The 14,386-nt window shown below is 71.3% G+C and carries 17 protein-coding genes; 7 read left to right on the forward strand and 10 right to left on the reverse strand.

Going from position 1 to position 14,386, the window contains the following annotated elements:
* Positions 1–79 precede the first annotated feature (79 nt).
* Positions 80–295, forward strand: a complete 216-nt coding sequence (locus ACZ7CD_RS19160) for a hypothetical protein (RefSeq protein ID WP_360389815.1) — start codon at positions 80–82, stop codon at positions 293–295.
* A 63-nt stretch (positions 296–358) separates the two neighbouring features.
* Here ACZ7CD_RS19160 and ACZ7CD_RS19165 read toward each other — a convergent pair whose 3' ends face one another.
* The 3 genes from ACZ7CD_RS19165 to ACZ7CD_RS19175 all read right to left on the reverse strand — a co-directional run bounded on the left by ACZ7CD_RS19165 (position 359) and on the right by ACZ7CD_RS19175 (position 4,329).
* Positions 359–1,294, reverse strand: a complete 936-nt coding sequence (locus ACZ7CD_RS19165; protein ID WP_360389818.1) for an alpha/beta hydrolase — start codon at positions 1,292–1,294, stop codon at positions 359–361.
* Between the two features lie 147 nt (positions 1,295–1,441).
* The gene (locus ACZ7CD_RS19170; protein ID WP_470379384.1) at positions 1,442–3,427 is read right to left on the reverse strand and encodes a neutral/alkaline ceramidase; all 1,986 of its coding nucleotides are present in this window, start codon (positions 3,425–3,427) and stop codon (positions 1,442–1,444) included.
* A 41-nt stretch (positions 3,428–3,468) separates the two neighbouring features.
* A complete protein-coding gene (locus ACZ7CD_RS19175) occupies positions 3,469–4,329 on the reverse strand; it encodes an EamA family transporter (protein ID WP_470379385.1) in 861 nt (286 codons plus the stop codon).
* A gap of 69 nt (positions 4,330–4,398) precedes the next feature.
* On the opposite strand from ACZ7CD_RS19175, the gene ACZ7CD_RS19180 reads away from it, so the two are divergent.
* Positions 4,399–5,247, forward strand: a complete 849-nt coding sequence (locus tag ACZ7CD_RS19180) for a LysR family transcriptional regulator (protein WP_470379386.1) — start codon at positions 4,399–4,401, stop codon at positions 5,245–5,247.
* On the opposite strand, the gene ACZ7CD_RS19185 is transcribed toward ACZ7CD_RS19180, so the two are convergent.
* Entirely contained in the window at positions 5,235–6,170 is a 936-nt protein-coding gene (locus ACZ7CD_RS19185; RefSeq protein ID WP_470373571.1) for a LysR family transcriptional regulator, read from the reverse strand. The genes ACZ7CD_RS19180 and ACZ7CD_RS19185 overlap by 13 nt on opposite strands.
* An 82-nt stretch (positions 6,171–6,252) precedes the next feature.
* On the opposite strand from ACZ7CD_RS19185, the gene ACZ7CD_RS19190 reads away from it, so the two are divergent.
* Positions 6,253–7,467 carry an MFS transporter gene (locus ACZ7CD_RS19190; RefSeq protein WP_470379387.1) on the forward strand — a complete coding sequence of 405 codons (1,215 nt, stop codon included), beginning with the start codon at positions 6,253–6,255 and terminating at the stop codon, positions 7,465–7,467.
* On the opposite strand, the gene ACZ7CD_RS19195 is transcribed toward ACZ7CD_RS19190, so the two are convergent.
* A complete protein-coding gene (locus ACZ7CD_RS19195; protein WP_470379388.1) occupies positions 7,448–8,104 on the reverse strand; it encodes a YwqG family protein in 657 nt (218 codons plus the stop codon). The two genes, ACZ7CD_RS19190 and ACZ7CD_RS19195, sit on opposite strands and share 20 nt — an antisense overlap.
* 66 nt (positions 8,105–8,170) lie before the next feature.
* On the opposite strand from ACZ7CD_RS19195, the gene ACZ7CD_RS19200 reads away from it, so the two are divergent.
* On the forward strand, positions 8,171–8,656 hold the full coding sequence (locus ACZ7CD_RS19200; protein ID WP_470379389.1) for a hypothetical protein: 486 nt from the start codon (positions 8,171–8,173) through the stop codon (positions 8,654–8,656).
* Between the two features lie 49 nt (positions 8,657–8,705).
* Here ACZ7CD_RS19200 and argG read toward each other — a convergent pair whose 3' ends face one another.
* Together argG and ACZ7CD_RS19210 are read right to left on the reverse strand one after the other, a co-directional pair.
* On the reverse strand, positions 8,706–10,151 hold the full coding sequence (gene argG, locus ACZ7CD_RS19205) for an argininosuccinate synthase (RefSeq protein WP_360401358.1): 1,446 nt from the start codon (positions 10,149–10,151) through the stop codon (positions 8,706–8,708).
* Positions 10,152–10,200: 49 nt separating this feature from the next.
* Positions 10,201–10,770 carry a polysaccharide deacetylase family protein gene (locus tag ACZ7CD_RS19210; protein ID WP_470379390.1) on the reverse strand — a complete coding sequence of 190 codons (570 nt, stop codon included), beginning with the start codon at positions 10,768–10,770 and terminating at the stop codon, positions 10,201–10,203.
* A 111-nt stretch (positions 10,771–10,881) separates the two neighbouring features.
* Here ACZ7CD_RS19210 and ACZ7CD_RS19215 point away from each other — a divergent pair, with 111 nt between their 5' ends.
* From ACZ7CD_RS19215 to ACZ7CD_RS19225, 3 genes are all read left to right on the forward strand, one after another.
* Positions 10,882–11,019 (forward strand): hypothetical protein, encoded by a 138-nt coding sequence (locus ACZ7CD_RS19215; RefSeq protein WP_470379391.1) that lies wholly within the window; start codon positions 10,882–10,884, stop codon positions 11,017–11,019.
* Positions 11,020–11,099: 80 nt separating this feature from the next.
* Positions 11,100–11,465 carry a MerR family transcriptional regulator gene (locus ACZ7CD_RS19220; protein WP_470379392.1) on the forward strand — a complete coding sequence of 122 codons (366 nt, stop codon included), beginning with the start codon at positions 11,100–11,102 and terminating at the stop codon, positions 11,463–11,465.
* Between the two features lie 202 nt (positions 11,466–11,667).
* The gene (locus ACZ7CD_RS19225; protein ID WP_470379393.1) at positions 11,668–12,417 is read left to right on the forward strand and encodes an NPP1 family protein; all 750 of its coding nucleotides are present in this window, start codon (positions 11,668–11,670) and stop codon (positions 12,415–12,417) included.
* Between the two features lie 30 nt (positions 12,418–12,447).
* On the opposite strand, the gene ACZ7CD_RS19230 is transcribed toward ACZ7CD_RS19225, so the two are convergent.
* The 3 genes from ACZ7CD_RS19230 to ACZ7CD_RS19240 all read right to left on the reverse strand — a co-directional run bounded on the left by ACZ7CD_RS19230 (position 12,448) and on the right by ACZ7CD_RS19240 (position 14,245).
* Positions 12,448–12,933, reverse strand: a complete 486-nt coding sequence (locus tag ACZ7CD_RS19230; protein WP_360401349.1) for an NUDIX hydrolase — start codon at positions 12,931–12,933, stop codon at positions 12,448–12,450.
* Between the two features lie 113 nt (positions 12,934–13,046).
* Positions 13,047–13,769: a polysaccharide deacetylase family protein gene (locus ACZ7CD_RS19235; RefSeq protein ID WP_470379394.1), complete on the reverse strand. Its 723-nt coding sequence runs from the start codon at positions 13,767–13,769 to the stop codon at positions 13,047–13,049.
* Entirely contained in the window at positions 13,766–14,245 is a 480-nt protein-coding gene (locus ACZ7CD_RS19240) for an MOSC domain-containing protein (protein WP_470379395.1), read from the reverse strand. Before ACZ7CD_RS19240 ends, ACZ7CD_RS19235 begins: the two co-directional genes overlap by 4 nt.
* Between the last annotated feature and the right edge of the window lie 141 nt (positions 14,246–14,386).

The following is a 14,386-nucleotide window of genomic DNA, read 5'->3' on the forward strand; positions in this document are numbered from 1 at the left end:
GAGCCTCCCCGCGCCGCTCCCGCCCTCCTCGACCCCGTTGCCGCCCAGGACGACGCCGTCGCGCGCCTTGGAGCCGGGGATGACGGTGCGCGGCACGGTCTCCGGTGGCGTGGAGTCCGGGTGCCTGCTGCTCGACACGGGCACCGCCCAGTACCTCCTGCTCGGCGCCGACCCCGCCATCGCGGTGGCCGGTGCCGTGGTGGAGGTGAGCGGGCGTGCGGAGCCCGGCGCGATGACGACCTGCCAGCAGGGCACGCCGTTCCAGGTCACGCGCACGCAGCGGGCCGGCGGCTGACCGGCCCGGACGGCGACCGGTCCGGCCACGCGCGGTGGCAGGACCGGAGGTCGTGGGCCGTGACTACTTCGCGAGCGCCTCGCGCAGGAACGCAACCGCCTGCTTGATCGCGGCCTCGGCGGCGTGCGTGCCGCGCAGCGCGTTCAGCATCACGAAGTCGTGGATCACACCGGCGTAGCGGACGGCGGTGACGGGGACGCCTGCCTCGCGCAGCTTGTCCGCGTAGGCCTCGCCCTCGTCGCGCAGCACGTCGGCCTCCGCGGTGATCACCAGTGCCTGCGGCAGCCCGGCGAGCTGCTCGGTCGTGGCGCGCAGCGGGGACGCGGTGATCTCCGCGCGCTCCACCGGGTTCGTCGTGTACTGGTCCCAGAACCACTGCATGGCGTCGCGGCGCAGGAAGTAGCCCTCGGCGAACTGCAGGTAGGAGTCGGTGTCGAAGGACGCGTCGGTCACCGGGTAGAACAGCACCTGGGCCTTGAGCGGCACGTCGCCGCGTTCCTTGGCCTGCAATGTCAGCGCGGCGCTCATGTTGCCGCCGACCGAGTCACCGGCGACGGCGATGCGGGTGGCGTCGAGGCCGTGCGCGGCGCCCTCGGCGACGACCCAGCGCGCGGCGGCGTAGTTCTGGTCGATCGCGACCGGGTAGCGGGCCTCCGGCGAGAGCGAGTAGTCGGGGAACACGACGGCCGCGCCGGTGCCGGCGGCGAGCTCGCGGACCAGGCGGTCGTGGGTGTGGGCGTTGCCGAACACCCAGCCGGCGCCGTGGATGTAGAGGACCACGGGCAGCGGGCCGGTGGCACCGACCGGCTTGACGACGCGGACCCGGAAGCCGTCGAGCTCGACCCACTCCTCGTCGACCTCGGGCTTGGCGATCTCACCGGACTGCACCTCGTCGACCGTCCTGCGGCCCTCCTCCGGTCCCAGGTCGGACAGGAACGGCGGCTTCGCGGTGGCGGCGGCGAACTCGGCGGCGGCGGGTTCGAGGACGGGGCGCTTCATGACTTCCTCCTGGCGTTCCGGGGTGGTGCCATAAAACTAGTGCGCGATTAAATCGTACACAACGTAATCACCGCCTCATCGCAGCCCGGAATAACTGCGGCGGGGCACGTCGTCGGACGTGCCCCGCCACCTCCCCGCACAGGCGGTCTAGCCGACCGTGAACGCGGAGGTCGCCCCGGTGAAGCCGGTGACCCTCCCGGTCCAGCCGGACTTCTCGTCGCCGTGGTGCACGATCCGGTAGGTGCCCGCGGGCGTGTCCGCCGGGACCTGCCAGGTGATCGTGGCGTTCGAGAACGCGATCCCGACGCGTTCCCACCGGTAGCGCGTCGCCCAGTCGCCGTCGTCGGCCACGCGCACCCAGGTGCCGTTCACCTGCCGCTGCACCTCCAGGAACGTCCCGTTGCGGCGCAGGTTGTTCTTCGGGTGCCCGGTGACGAACACGGCCGTGACGGTCTCACCGCGCGCGTAGGACGGCTTGAGCGCGTTCAGCACCGAGCCGTAGCTCTTGTCGGCGGGCTTGTCGTCCAGCACCACACCGGTCTGCAGGTTGATGTCGGTGAACGGCGGCCTGCCCGGCACCGGACCGGCGGGCAGCGTGGTGCCGTTCTTCATCGACGCCGCCAGCTTGCCGAACTCCTGCTGGTAGGCGGGCGTGGTGTTGCGGCCGAACAGGGTGGAGCCGCCCTCGTACTGCTGCGAGTCGTACTCCTCCGGCGTGGTGACGTACTGGCTGTAGTCGTTGGCGTAGCCCTGGATCAGGACGGTGCGCACCGGCACGCCCAGCTCGGCGGCCACCGACTGGCGGATGCGCAGGCCCGCGGTGATCGTGACCTCACCGGGCACCGCCACGAGGTGCAGCTGGCCGATGCGGACGAGCTGCAGCGGCAGCACGTTCGGCGTCGCCGCGACCAGACCGGTGGGCACCAGGGACGCCTTGGGGAACTGGCAGTCCCGCAGCCACTGCGGCACCTCGACGTTCAACGGCTCGAACAGCTTCTTCAGCGGCGACTGCATGCCCTCGGAGAAGCCGGGGATCGCGGGGCCGTCCTCGACGCTGCCCGCGATGGTGGAGGCGCCGACGACGCCCGAGCAGGTCGTGCCCGGCTGGCCGGTGGTCGTGTAGCGGCCCTCGACCTGCACGGTCGACATGTCCACGAACCGCATCCGCGAGTCGACCCCGCCGGACAGCTCCGCGCGCGGCCCGTCGTAGATCTCCTGAGCCTTGCGGTTCTGGCGCTCGCCGATGATGCGGGCGTTCTCCCACTCGTTCTCGGTGGGACCGGAGCCGGGCTTGAGGTTGAGGTTCGGCGACATGTCGCCGGCGTTGGTGTTCGGGAAGGCGGCGACGAAGCCCGGTGCGTTGTCCAGGTACCGCACGCCCTCGTCGTCGTGCTCCCACTGGTAGGCCGCGTAGCCCTTGTTGTCCGGGGAGATCAGCGTGTTGGCGTTGGTGACCGAGGTGTTGTGCGTGGCGAACCAGCTGATCGCGCCGACGTCGGCACCGGACTGCCTGAACCGCAGCACGGTCATCTGCGGGTCGATGCCCTGCGGGAAGAACCCCTTGTCCGGGTTGCGGTCGAACGCCACCCGCGACCGGTTGACCGAGGCGTTGGTCAGCTCGCCGAAGCCCAGCGACACCGAACCGGGCCTGAGGTCCTCGTGCGCCTCGACGATCGACTCGGTGATGCCGTCGACCACGGCGGCGAGCGCCTGCGGCTGCATGCCGAGGATCGACAGGTTGTAGGCGAGGTTGTGCGAGTAGCCGCCGGGGCCGGAGTGCGTGTGGGTGGCCGACAGCAGCAGGTTCTCGCGGGTGTAGGTGGTGCCGTAGCGCGGCTGGAGCTTCGCGAGCACGCCCTCCTGGACCGCGCGGAAGATCATCGCGAGGTCGGCGTTGACGTACGCGACGCGCTTGTTCGTGGCGCGGTCGACCACGATGTAGGCCCGCGACCGCAGCCGCTGGTGGATTCCTGTCGTCTTCTGGTCGAACTTCGAGTAGCCCATCATGCCGTTCTCGGCGGCCGGGCCGGTGACGTCGGAGATGCCGCGGCCGACGAGGTAGGGCTCGGGTTCCGCCCACGCGGACGGTCCGCTGACCAGTGCCGCTCCCGCCAGTGCCGCAACGACCGTCATGACTGCTGTCCGCATGGACACCCCGCTGAAGTGAATGGGATTCACATTTCAGGAGCCACGGTAGGTGATCCAGACCACTTCGAGCAAGTGACGGCGAGTACGTTGGCGGTCACGACGAGCAAGATCCCGGCCCAGTGGTGCGGTGCCAGCTCCTCCCCGAGCACCACCAGCCCGGCCAGTGCGGCGAGCACCGGGTGAACGCTCATCGCCAGCCCGAACAGGCGCGCGGGAACTTTCCGGAGAGCGATCACATCGACCGCGTAGGGCACCACGCTGCAGAACACACCGGCGCCGATCGCGTACAGGACCGACATCCCGGTCAGCTTCCCGTGCACCACCAGCAGCACCGCGACCGGGACGTAGAGCGTCGCCGACATCGCCGTCGCGACGGCGGGCGCCTGCAACCCCGGCAGCCGCGCGCCGACCAGCCGGTTGAGCAGGATGTAGGCGGCCCAGCAGCCCGCGGCCAGCAGGCCGAGGCCGACACCGAGGTAGTCGCTGCTCGGGCCGGGCAGCACGAGCACGTACACCCCGACCGCCGCGACCAGCACGAACAGCACGTCGCGGCGCGTGCGCGACCCGGCCAGCGCGACGCCGAGCGGCCCGAGCACCTCCAGCGTCACGGCGAGGCCGAGACCGATCCGGTCGATCGCCATGTACAGGCTGAGGTTCATCGTCGCGAACACCAGACCGAGCGCGATCGTCGGCCACCACTGCGCCCACGTGAACCGGCGCAGGTTGGGCCTGGCCATCGGCAGCAGCACGGCGGCGGCCACGAACTGGCGCACCGCCACCACCCCGGCCGGTCCGATGGCGGCGAACGCGTGGGCGCCCACCGCGGCGCCGAGCTGGTTGCTGGCCGCGCTGGCGGTCATCGTCGCGAACGCTCCCGTGCTCTTCATGCGCACCAGCCTGCGTCGGCCGCATCGATGCGGGAAATGCATGAGCCGCACGACCTATACGCTGAACGCATGGATCTCCGGCACCTGCGCGCGTTCGTGGCGGTGGTCGACGCGGGCACGTTCACCGACGCCGCCGCCACGCTCGGCCTGACGCAGGCGTCGGTCTCCCGGTCGGTCGCCGCGCTGGAGGCGGCACTCGGTGCCCGGTTGCTGCAACGCACCACCCGGCACGTGGCGCTGACCCCGACCGGCACGCGGGTGCTGGCCGGTGCCCGCCGCGTGCTGGACGAGGTCGCGCACCTGCACCTGGTCGTCGAGCAGTCCCGCACCGAGCTGCGCGTCGGCTACGCCTGGGCCGCGCTCGGCCGGCACACGCGGCGCGTGCAGAAGGCCTGGGCCGCGGCCCATCCCGGCTTGCCGCTGGTGTTCGTGCACTCGAACTCGGCGTCAGCGGGCCTCGCGGAGGGCGCGGCCGAGGTCGCGGTGGTCCGCCGCGCGCTCGACGACCCGAGGTTCGAGACGGCCCTGCTCGGCACCGAACGCCGCTACGGCGTGGTCGCGACGGACAACCCGTTGGCGCGCAAGCGTTCCCTCAAGCTCGCCGACCTGGCGAAGTACGCGATGGCGATCGACGACCGCACCGGCACCACCACGCTGGACCTGTGGCAGCCCGGCGGGGCACCCGCGGTCGTGCGCACCACGAGCAGCGTCGACGAGTGGCTGACGCTGATCGCGGCGGGCCAGGCCGTCGGCATGACGTCGGAGGCCACCGCCAACCTCAACCCGCGTCCCGGCGTCGCCTACCGGGTCGTGCGGGACGCGCCGCCGATCGCGGTGTGGCTCGCGTGGTGGAAGGACCAGCCGCCGCGGCACCTCACGGACCTGGTCGCGCTGGCCTGCGAGGCCTACCGGGGGTGAGGAAGCGCTCCCGTTCCCGTCCGGTGCGGACCTGCCCGTCGCGCCATCACCTCGTGCACCACCGCGATCAACGCCCTGGTCGCCGCGGTCGGGGCGCGGTCGGCGGGCCGGGCCAGCCCGATCGGCCAGCGCAGGTCCGCACCGGTCACCCGCAGCGTCGCCACGCCCCGCGCGCCACCGAGGACGTAGCCGGGCAGCAACGCGATGCCCAGCCCGTTGCGGACGAAGTCGACGCCGGTGACTATGTCCGAGATCTCCAGCGTCACCCGGCGCGGCACGGCGGCCGCGGTGAACGCGCGGTCCGCGACGGCCCGGTTGCCGTAGCCCAGCGGCGAGTCGATGAAGTCCATGCCCGCGAGGTCGGTGATGGGCACCTCTTGCCGGCACGCCAGCGGGTGGTCGTCGGGCACCACCAGGTCCATGACCGAGTGCGCCAGCTCGTCGAGGACGATCCCGGCGGGCACCTCCCCCGGCAGCGACACGAAGGAGAGGTCGAGCCTGCGGTCCAGCAGCTGCTCGACCAGCCCCACCGAACCCCCGGTCGCCGCACGCGTGCGCACCTGCACGCCGGGGTGGCGGCGGTGGAACTCGCCGAGCAGGCCGGGCAGGTCGACCAGGGTCATCGCGGTGAGCGTGCCGATCCGCACCGTGCCGGTGAGCCCGTCCTTCACCTGCGCGACGGCGTTCCTGGCCTCGGTGGCGGCGTCCAGCACGGCCTGCGCCCTGGGCAGCAGCGCCGCCCCCGCGTCGGTCAGCAGCACCCGCTTGGAGTTGCGGTCGAGCAGCGGCGCGCCGAGGTCGCGTTCGAGGGTCTTGATGGCGGCCGAGACCGCCGACTGCACCACGTGCACGCGGGCGGCGGCGCGGGTGAAGTTGCCCTCTTCGGCGACCGCGACGAAGTACTCCAGCTGACGGAGGTCCACACCAGCGAGTATCTCAGAAGGTGATGATCGCGAGCTGCAACTTTCGTTGGACGTGATGATCCGCCGGGCACAGGGTGGGGGCATGTCCGTGCTCCTCGAAACACCGGTCGCCCCGACCGTCACCAGCAAGCCCCACGGCCGCGGTTTCTGGGCCGTCGCCTTCGCCTTCGCCGTCGCGATGGCCTACTCGACCGTGCCCGCACCCCTCTTCCCGCTCTACGTGGCCCGCGAGGGGTTCTCGACCTTCGCCGTCACCGTCGTGTTCGCCGCGTTAGCGGCCGGCGTCGTGATCAGCCTCGTGCTCGCGGGTCACGTCTCGGACTGGGTGGGCCGCAAGAAGGTCCTGCTCCCCGCGCTCGGCCTGGAGGTCGTCTCCGCCGTGCTGTTCCTGACCAGCACGGCACTGCCCGTCCTGGTCGTCGCCCGCGTGGTCAACGGGCTGGGCGTCGGCATGATCGCCGCGACCGCCACCGCCTACCTGCACGACCTGCACACCCGGCACCGCCCCGGTGCCTCCCCGCGCCGGTTCGAGATCGTCTCCACCGCGGCGAACATCGGCGGCCTCGGCACCGGCGCCCTGCTCGCGGGTGTGCTCGCGCAGCACTCGGCCACCCCGCTGAGCACCCCGTACGTCGTGCTGGCCGGGCTGCTCGTCGTGGCCCTCGCCGCCGTCGCCCTGACGCCGGAGACCGTGCAACGCCGCCGGGTCCCCTACCGCCCGCAGCGGATCAGCGCGGACCACGGCGACCGCAGGGCCTACTTCGCCGCAGCGGCCGGCGCCGTGTCCTCGTTCGCGGTGTTCGGCGTCTTCTCCTCGGTCTCCACGGGTTTCGTGGCGGGCGAGCTGCACCACCCGTCCCGCACGCTGGCCGGGCTCGTCGTGTTCATCGTCTTCGGCGGTGCCGCGCTCGCCCAGACCGCGACCGGCGGCCTCTCCCCCGCCGCCCGGCGCGGCGCGGGACTCGGCGGGCAGGCGCTCGGCGTCGTGCTGGTCGTGGCCGGCATGACCGCGACAAGCCTCCCGCTGTTCCTGCTCGGCGGCGCGGTCGCCGGGGTGGGCGCGGGCGTGCAGTTCAAGTCCTCGGTGGGCGCGGTCGCGGCGATGGCGGCCCCCGCACGCCGCGGTGAGGCGCTGGCCGGTCTGTTCTTCCTCGCCTACCTGGGCATGAGCGTGCCGTCGCTGGCGATCGGCCTGGCCACCCGCTGGCTCGCGCCGACCACCGCCATGACGTGGTTCGCCGGGCTCCTGCTCGTGCTGCTGGCCGGGGTGGCGGTGCTCAGTCGACGTGCGTCGTGACCGGGTGCCGCACGTCCGCGGTGCAGGTGAAGACGTTCAGGTTCCCCTCGCGGCCGAACACCCACTCGACGTCGTCACCGGACGGCTCGTGCGTCGCGAGCGACAGCGTCTGGCGCTGGAGCGCACCGCACTCGGGGCAGCGGAACTCGACGGGGCCGCTCTGCCACCACGCGGTCCAGCCGCCGATCTTCGTGCCACCCGAGACCTTCTCGGCGCTCTCGGTGTACCGGATGGGTTCGAGCACGTTGACCGTGGGGACGTAGAGCTCCTCCTGCGCAGACGGCTCCGGCTCCTCCTCGACCAGCTCGACCACCGCCGCGGAGTCACGCCACACCAGCCGCAAGTCCGGCCCGTAGGCGTGCGGGAGGTCGTGGTGCAGGGTGCAGAGGAACACCTGCAGCACGTCGGTGCCGTCCGGGAAGGGCAGCTCCGGGAAGTCGCGCCGGTAGAGCTGCACGGCGCCGACGAACGGCTCGCCCCCGCACGCGAGGTCGTGCGCGGCACCGTCGCACCACGGCCACGGCTCGTCGATCGGCCACAGCACCGGGCCGCCGATGTGGCTGTCGGCGTCGGTCGGATCGCCTTCCAGCGGGTTCAGCAACACCGCGGGACGCGCCTGTTCGTCGGTGGTCGGCACGAGCCGGAAGGCTAGCGGCCAGGCGGCGGGGTAACGATGGCGCGGTCGGCACCGACCTCAGCGGGCATGAGGTTCTTGATCACACCGGTGCTCCTGGCCGTCCTCGCGACGGGCTGCACCTCGGAGGTCACCGGGTCCAGTACCGGCGCGGACACCACCACCACCACGACCACCACCACCACTGCGGCCGACCCGACGACCAGGCAGGTGGAGACGCCGACCACCACGGCGGGCAAGACGACCGCACTGGACGGCGTGCCTCCCGAGCAGTACGAGAGCCTGCCCTCGCAGTTCTGCGACCGCCCCTTCGCCGGCGCCCGCGGCAAGCCGATGCTGGCCGTCGTGGTGGAGACCCCCGCGGGGAGGCTGAACTGCGACCAGGCAGCGGCCGTGCTGGTCGACTACTACACCGAGCGCCGGGAGCCGATGTCCGGCATGCCGCCGGTCGAGATCGGCCCGATGTCGTGCAACCAGGCCCCCGAGGGGATCATGCCGCAGGTCGTGTGCGCCGACGAGGACAACGTCATCTACTCGATGTGGCCGCAGACGTGACCCGGCGGGGGTGGGCGAGGAGATCGCCCACCCCCGCCGGCACGGGACGTCAGTCGGTGCCGGACTCGATCGCGGCCGCGTCGAGCAGCGCGTCGGCCTCGGAGACCTCACCGCGCGAGGCGATGACCTCGGCGCCGCCGTCGGGCACGTCGCCGATCAGCTTCGTCGGCTCGACCTGGGCCGAGATGAGCTCGGACTGGCGGGTGCCGACCATGCCGAGGCCCGCGAAGAGCTCCAGCTTGGCGCGCGAGTCCGCGATGTCGAGGTTGCGCATGGTCAGCTGGCCGATGCGGTCGACCGGGCCGAACGCCGAGTCCTCGGTGCGCTCCATCGACAGCTTGTCCGGGTGGTAGCTGAACGCCGGGCCGGACGTGTCGAGGATCGAGTAGTCGTCGCCCCTGCGCAGCCGCAGCGTGACCTCGCCGGTGACCGCGGAACCGACCCAGCGCTGCAGCGCCTCGCGGATCATCAGCGACTGCGGGTCGAGCCAGCGGCCCTCGTACAGCAGCCGGCCGAGCTTGCGGCCCTCGGTGTGGTAGCTCGCGACGGTGTCCTCGTTGTGGATCGCGTTCACGAGGCGGTCGTAGGCGATGTACAGCAGCGCCATGCCGGGCGCCTCGTAGATGCCGCGGCTCTTGGCCTCGATGATGCGGTTCTCGATCTGGTCGGACATGCCCAGACCGTGGCGGCCGCCGATCGCGTTGGCCTCCAGCACGAGGTCGACGGAGCTGCCGAACTCCTTGCCGTTGATGGTGACCGGGCGGCCCTGCTCGAACCCGATGGTCACGTCCTCGGCGGCGATCTCGACCGACGGGTCCCAGAACTTGACGCCCATGATCGGCTCGACGATCTCGATGCCCTCGTTGAGCAGCTCGAGCGACTTGGCCTCGTGCGTCGCACCCCAGATGTTCGCGTCGGTGGAGTACGCCTTCTCGACGCTCGACCGGTAGGGCAGGTCGCGCTCCAGCAGCCACTCGGACATCTCCTTGCGGCCGCCGAGCTCGGTCACGAACTCCGCGTCCAGCCACGGCTTGTAGATCCGCAGCGACGGGTTCGCGAGCAGGCCGTAGCGGTAGAACCGCTCGATGTCGTTGCCCTTGTAGGTCGAGCCGTCGCCCCAGATCTGGACGTCGTCGTCGAGCATGGCGCGCACGAGCATGGTGCCCGTGACGGCGCGGCCGAGCGGGGTCGTGTTGAAGTACGCGCGGCCACCGGAGCGGATGTGGAACGCGCCGCACGCCAGTGCCGCGAGCCCCTCCTCGACGAGCGCCGAGCGGCAGTCCACGAGACGCGCGATCTCCGCGCCGTACGTGCCCGCGCGGCCGGGGACCTTGTCGATCTCCGGCTCGTCGTACTGACCGATGTCCGCGGTGTACGTGCACGGCACCGCGCCCTTCTCACGCATCCACGCGACCGCGACGGAAGTGTCGAGACCACCGGAGAAGGCGATGCCGACGCGTTCGCCGGCGGGAAGTGAAGTGAGCACCTTGGACACGACAATGATTATGCACGACTGTGTATGAACATGCACGCCGGGGTGGCTGTTAGTTGTGCCTCAGGTAGTGCTCGGCGATGTCGTCGCTGGTCGTGAGCCACACGTCGGGTGCGGCAGCCAGGTGGGCGAGCGCCCGGTCGAGGTACTTGTGCCGGAACGCCTGACCGGTGACGAACGGGTGCAGCGGCAGCGCGAGCACCCGGCCGCCCTCGGCGTGCAGCACCTCGTACTGGTCCTCGACCATCCGCAGGAAGTCGGGCCCGGAGCGGTCGAGCAGCATCAGGTCGTTGAGCTCCACCGAGTACGGCACGCTGATCATGCCCGGGACGGTGAGCCGGAACGGCTGGTCGTCGGCGGTCCAGTCGAGCACGTAGCTCAGCCCGAGCTCGGCGAGCAGCTGCGGCGTGCGGGAGGTCTCGGTGAGCCCCGGCCCCATCCAGCCGCGCGGCCGGGTGCCGGTCGCGTCCTCGATCGTGCTCACGACGCCGGCGAGCACCTCGCGTTCGCGTTCCTCCGTCAGACCGGTGTGCAGCCTGGAGTTCGTCTCGCCGTGCGCGAGCCACGCCCAGTCGCGCTCGACGCCGGCCTCGACGATCCGCGGGTACCGCCTCGCCGCCAAGGAGTTGAGCAGGACGCTGGCGCGCAGGCCGTGGCGGTCGAGCGCGTCGATGGTGCGCCAGATGCCGACGCGGGGCCGTAGTCGCGCCAGCCGTGGTTGAGCGGGTCGGGCGTGAGCTCGGCGGTGCCCGGCCAGATGCTCGTGGACGGCGTGCCGAGCAGGAAGTGCTCCACGTTCAAGCCGACGTACACGGCGACCCTCGCGCCGTTGGGCCAGGCCAGCGGCGGGCGGTCGATGATCGGCGAGTAGTCGTAGAGCTTGTTCTCCGTCATGTCCCGACGGTAGGAGTTGACATCAATGTCAGGTTCAAGTCCGTTCCGGAGGCGGAGATGCACATCGGCGAGCTGGCGCGGCGCACGGGCGTGAGCGAACGGTCGCTGCGCTACTACGAGCAGCAGGGACTGCTGGCGCCGACGCGGACGGCGGGCGGGCACCGCGAGTACCCGGACGGCGCCGTCGACCGGGTGGTCCGGATCCAGGAGCTGTTCGCGGCGGGCCTGTCGAGCAGGAAGGTGTTCTCGCTGCTGCCGTGCCTGCGCAACGCCGACGGCGGCCCGTCCGAGGTCGCGACACCGCGGCTGGTCGCCGAGCTGGAGGACGAACGCGCGCGGATCGACCGGATGATCGCCGACCTGCGCACGACCCGCGCGGTGCTCGACGACGTGATCGACACCGCCCGAGGGGAAAGCACCTAGACAAGCCCAGGTCTTCGAGCAGTTCGCCATGACCGTCCCGGCCGTCGAGTCGTTCGCGGTCACCGGCCGCGAGCTGATCCCGGCGTTGTGAATTTCCCGGTACGGCAAAGATTCAGTGAACCACCTAGACGTGAACGCTGTTCATGTACAACCTTTTGCCTGCACGCCTCTCCGCTCCCCCTGCTTCCGGAATCGAGGCCCTGTGAGGAAGAAGCTCCTGCCTGCCCTGCTCGGCGCACTGCTGGTCACCGCGCTGTTCCCCGGCGTCGCGCTCGCCGACCCGCCCCGCGCCATCCCCGCGAACTTCACGGCGGAGGACGGCAAGTGGCAACCGGCGTTCGACTACGACGGCGATGGCTGCTACCCGACCCCGGCGATCTCGTCGACCGGCCAGGTGGCGCCGGGCCTGAAGAACTCGGGTGCCCTCAACGGCGACTGCCACGACCAGTCGGACCTGGACAACACCAACTCCTACAGCCGGTCCAAGTGCAACAACGGCTGGTGCGCCTACCTGTACGACCTGTACTTCGAGAAGGACCAGGCCGTGCCGCTGTGGGACTGCTGCGGCCACCGGCACGACATCGAGCACGTGGTCGTCTGGGTGCAGAACGACGTCGCCCAGTACGTCTCGGTCTCGGCGCACGGCAAGTACAACACCTTCTCGCGCGACAAGGTGCAGTGGGAGGGCACCCACGCGAAGGTGATCTACCACAAGGACGGCGCCAGCACGCACTGCTTCCGGCTCGCCGGCTACAACGAGCAGGCGGAGAACCACTACGGCGTCTACCAGTACCCGGACCTCGTGAGCTGGGACCGGTTCCCCGGCGGTGTGCGCGACGTCCTCGTGAACGCGGACTTCGGCAGCGCCTCGCTGGCGATCAAGGACAGCGCGTTCAACGGCAACCTCGCGAGCGCCAAGCCCGCCGGCATCGCGTTCGACCCGCACGCCTGAGCCGCGCCGCGCTGGGCCCGGTCTCCGGGCTCAGCGCACCGGCCGCCCGTGCTCGCACAGGACGACCCCGCCGGAGCCGACGGCGTGCAGCGCGGCCTCGACCCGGCGCGCCAGCACCGGTTTCAGCAGGCCGCGGGCCTCGTCGAGGGGGAACAGCCCGGCCGAGCGGATCTCCGGGTCGGTCAGCTCCAGTGCGGCCACCTCGGCCGCGGTGACCAGGCCGCCGTCGAACACGAACGCGAGCCCCTCCGGCATCGGCCCGTCCGCGGGGACGTGGTCGACCACCAGCAGCCGCCCGAGCGGCCGCTGCACCCCCAGCTCCTCGCGCACCTCGCGCACCGCCGTGCGCCACGGCGCCTCACCGGCGTCGACCGCACCGCCCGGGATCTCCCACCACCGCTTGTAGGTGGTCTCCACCAGCAGGACCCGCGCCCGGTCGTCGCGGAACAGCACCCCGGCCGCGGCGCGCTTCCTGCTCAGCGACGCCGCGTACTCCGCGTACGGCAGAAGATCCACACCCGCGGAGGCTACTCGGCCACGCGGTCGTCCCACTCGCCCAGGAGCTCCCTTCCCGGCCCACCTTGCTCTGCTGGCGTCTGGTACTTGCAGCTGCCGGTGAAGCCAGGGGGTCAGCGGCGGGCGGCGAGGAGTGCGGACACCGTGACGAACCGGAACCCGCGCTCCTTCAGACCGGCGATGATCGGCCGCAGCGCCTGCCGGGTCTGGTCCCGCCCGGCGTACATGGGATGCAGCAGGACGATCGACCCCGGCTTGGTCTGCGCGAGCGTCTCGCTGACGACCCGGTCCTTCGGCGGTGTGCCCGCGGAGTCCGGTTCCACGTCCCACATCACCGTGGTCCGGTCGTGCTGCTCCAGGTAGTACGGCAACGCGAAGAGCTTCTTGCCGTTGGGCGGCCGGAAGTGGATGGCACCGCTGTAGCCGGTCCTGCGGATCGCCGCGTCGGTGTCCTCTACCTCCTTCGCCACGAAACCCGGTGTCACACCGAGCATCCGCTCGTGCGAGAAGGTGTGGTTGCCGATCTCGTGCCCGGCCCGCGCGATCTCGCGCCCCAGCTCCGGGTGCTCCTCCAGGTCGCGGCCCATGAGGAAGAACGTGGCCGTCACGTCCTCGGCGGCGAGCACGTCGAGGACCTGCTGCGTACCGGCCGGGTCGGGGCCGTCGTCGAAGGTCAGCGCGACGACGTTCTCGGTGGTCTCGACCCGGTGCACGAGGTCACCGAAGAACTGGAACGTGCGCGAGCTGCTGACGTTCCACAGCACCACCGCGGCGGTCAGCACGACGACCACGCTGACGGCGGTGATGATCGTCGGCTTGCGGGACAACCACTTCATCCGCCCACTATGCCGAGGACCGCCGTCCCGACGCGCAGCACCCCGTCGTCGAGCGGCACGCACCGCACGCCGCCCTTGCCGCGCAACGCCTTGAACGCTCCGGGCGCGATCACCCGGTCCATCCACGCGCACGGGTTCGCCGGCCGGTGCACCTCGAACCGGACCGGCCCGTCACCGCTGTCGAGGCTGAACGCGGTGCCGCGCACCAACGCGTCCACGTCGAACCCGCGCACCACGACGTTGCGCCGCGCGACCAGCGGGTCCACCGGCCACGGCGCGAGCGACTCGGCGGCGAGGAACGTGACCGCCGCGTTGCGGTGCGCCGGGTGGTTGAAGTACCGGTCCCCCACGATCCCGAGCTTCGCGCGCACCTCGACGTGGTCGTGCGAGACGGGCCCCGGATCGGGACGCGGCCCGTCCGACGGACGGCCCTCGTAGGCGTGCACGGCGGAGGCGTGCAGCGCGACGATCTCCACCGCTTGCCCGGTTGCCGTTCCGGCCTCAGGTAGTGGCAGGTGCAGCCGTTGTGCCATGGCCGGTTGCCGAGGTGTGTGCGCTGGTGGTGCGTGCCGAGGAGTCCCGGATCTCCGCCGGTGGTCGCTTCGGTCGTCCATGCG

This window comes from Lentzea sp. NPDC036949 (assembly GCF_055608075.1).

What these genes read in the sequence shown, in the direction of transcription:
- ACZ7CD_RS19190 (WP_470379387.1), top strand. Translation starts at nt 6,253, where the DNA reads ATGTCCGTGCTCCTCGAAACACCGGTCGCCCCGACCGTCACCAGCAAG.
- ACZ7CD_RS19170 (WP_470379384.1), bottom strand. Translation starts at nt 3,427, where the DNA reads ATGACGGTCGTTGCGGCACTGGCGGGAGCGGCACTGGTCAGCGGACCG.
- ACZ7CD_RS19220 (WP_470379392.1), top strand. Translation starts at nt 11,100, where the DNA reads ATGCACATCGGCGAGCTGGCGCGGCGCACGGGCGTGAGCGAACGGTCG.
- ACZ7CD_RS19165 (WP_360389818.1), bottom strand. Translation starts at nt 1,294, where the DNA reads ATGAAGCGCCCCGTCCTCGAACCCGCCGCCGCCGAGTTCGCCGCCGCC.
- ACZ7CD_RS19175 (WP_470379385.1), bottom strand. Translation starts at nt 4,329, where the DNA reads ATGAAGAGCACGGGAGCGTTCGCGACGATGACCGCCAGCGCGGCCAGC.
- ACZ7CD_RS19235 (WP_470379394.1), bottom strand. Translation starts at nt 13,769, where the DNA reads ATGAAGTGGTTGTCCCGCAAGCCGACGATCATCACCGCCGTCAGCGTG.
- ACZ7CD_RS19180 (WP_470379386.1), top strand. Translation starts at nt 4,399, where the DNA reads ATGGATCTCCGGCACCTGCGCGCGTTCGTGGCGGTGGTCGACGCGGGC.
- ACZ7CD_RS19200 (WP_470379389.1), top strand. Translation starts at nt 8,171, where the DNA reads ATGAGGTTCTTGATCACACCGGTGCTCCTGGCCGTCCTCGCGACGGGC.
- ACZ7CD_RS19160 (WP_360389815.1), top strand. Translation starts at nt 80, where the DNA reads ATGACGGTGCGCGGCACGGTCTCCGGTGGCGTGGAGTCCGGGTGCCTG.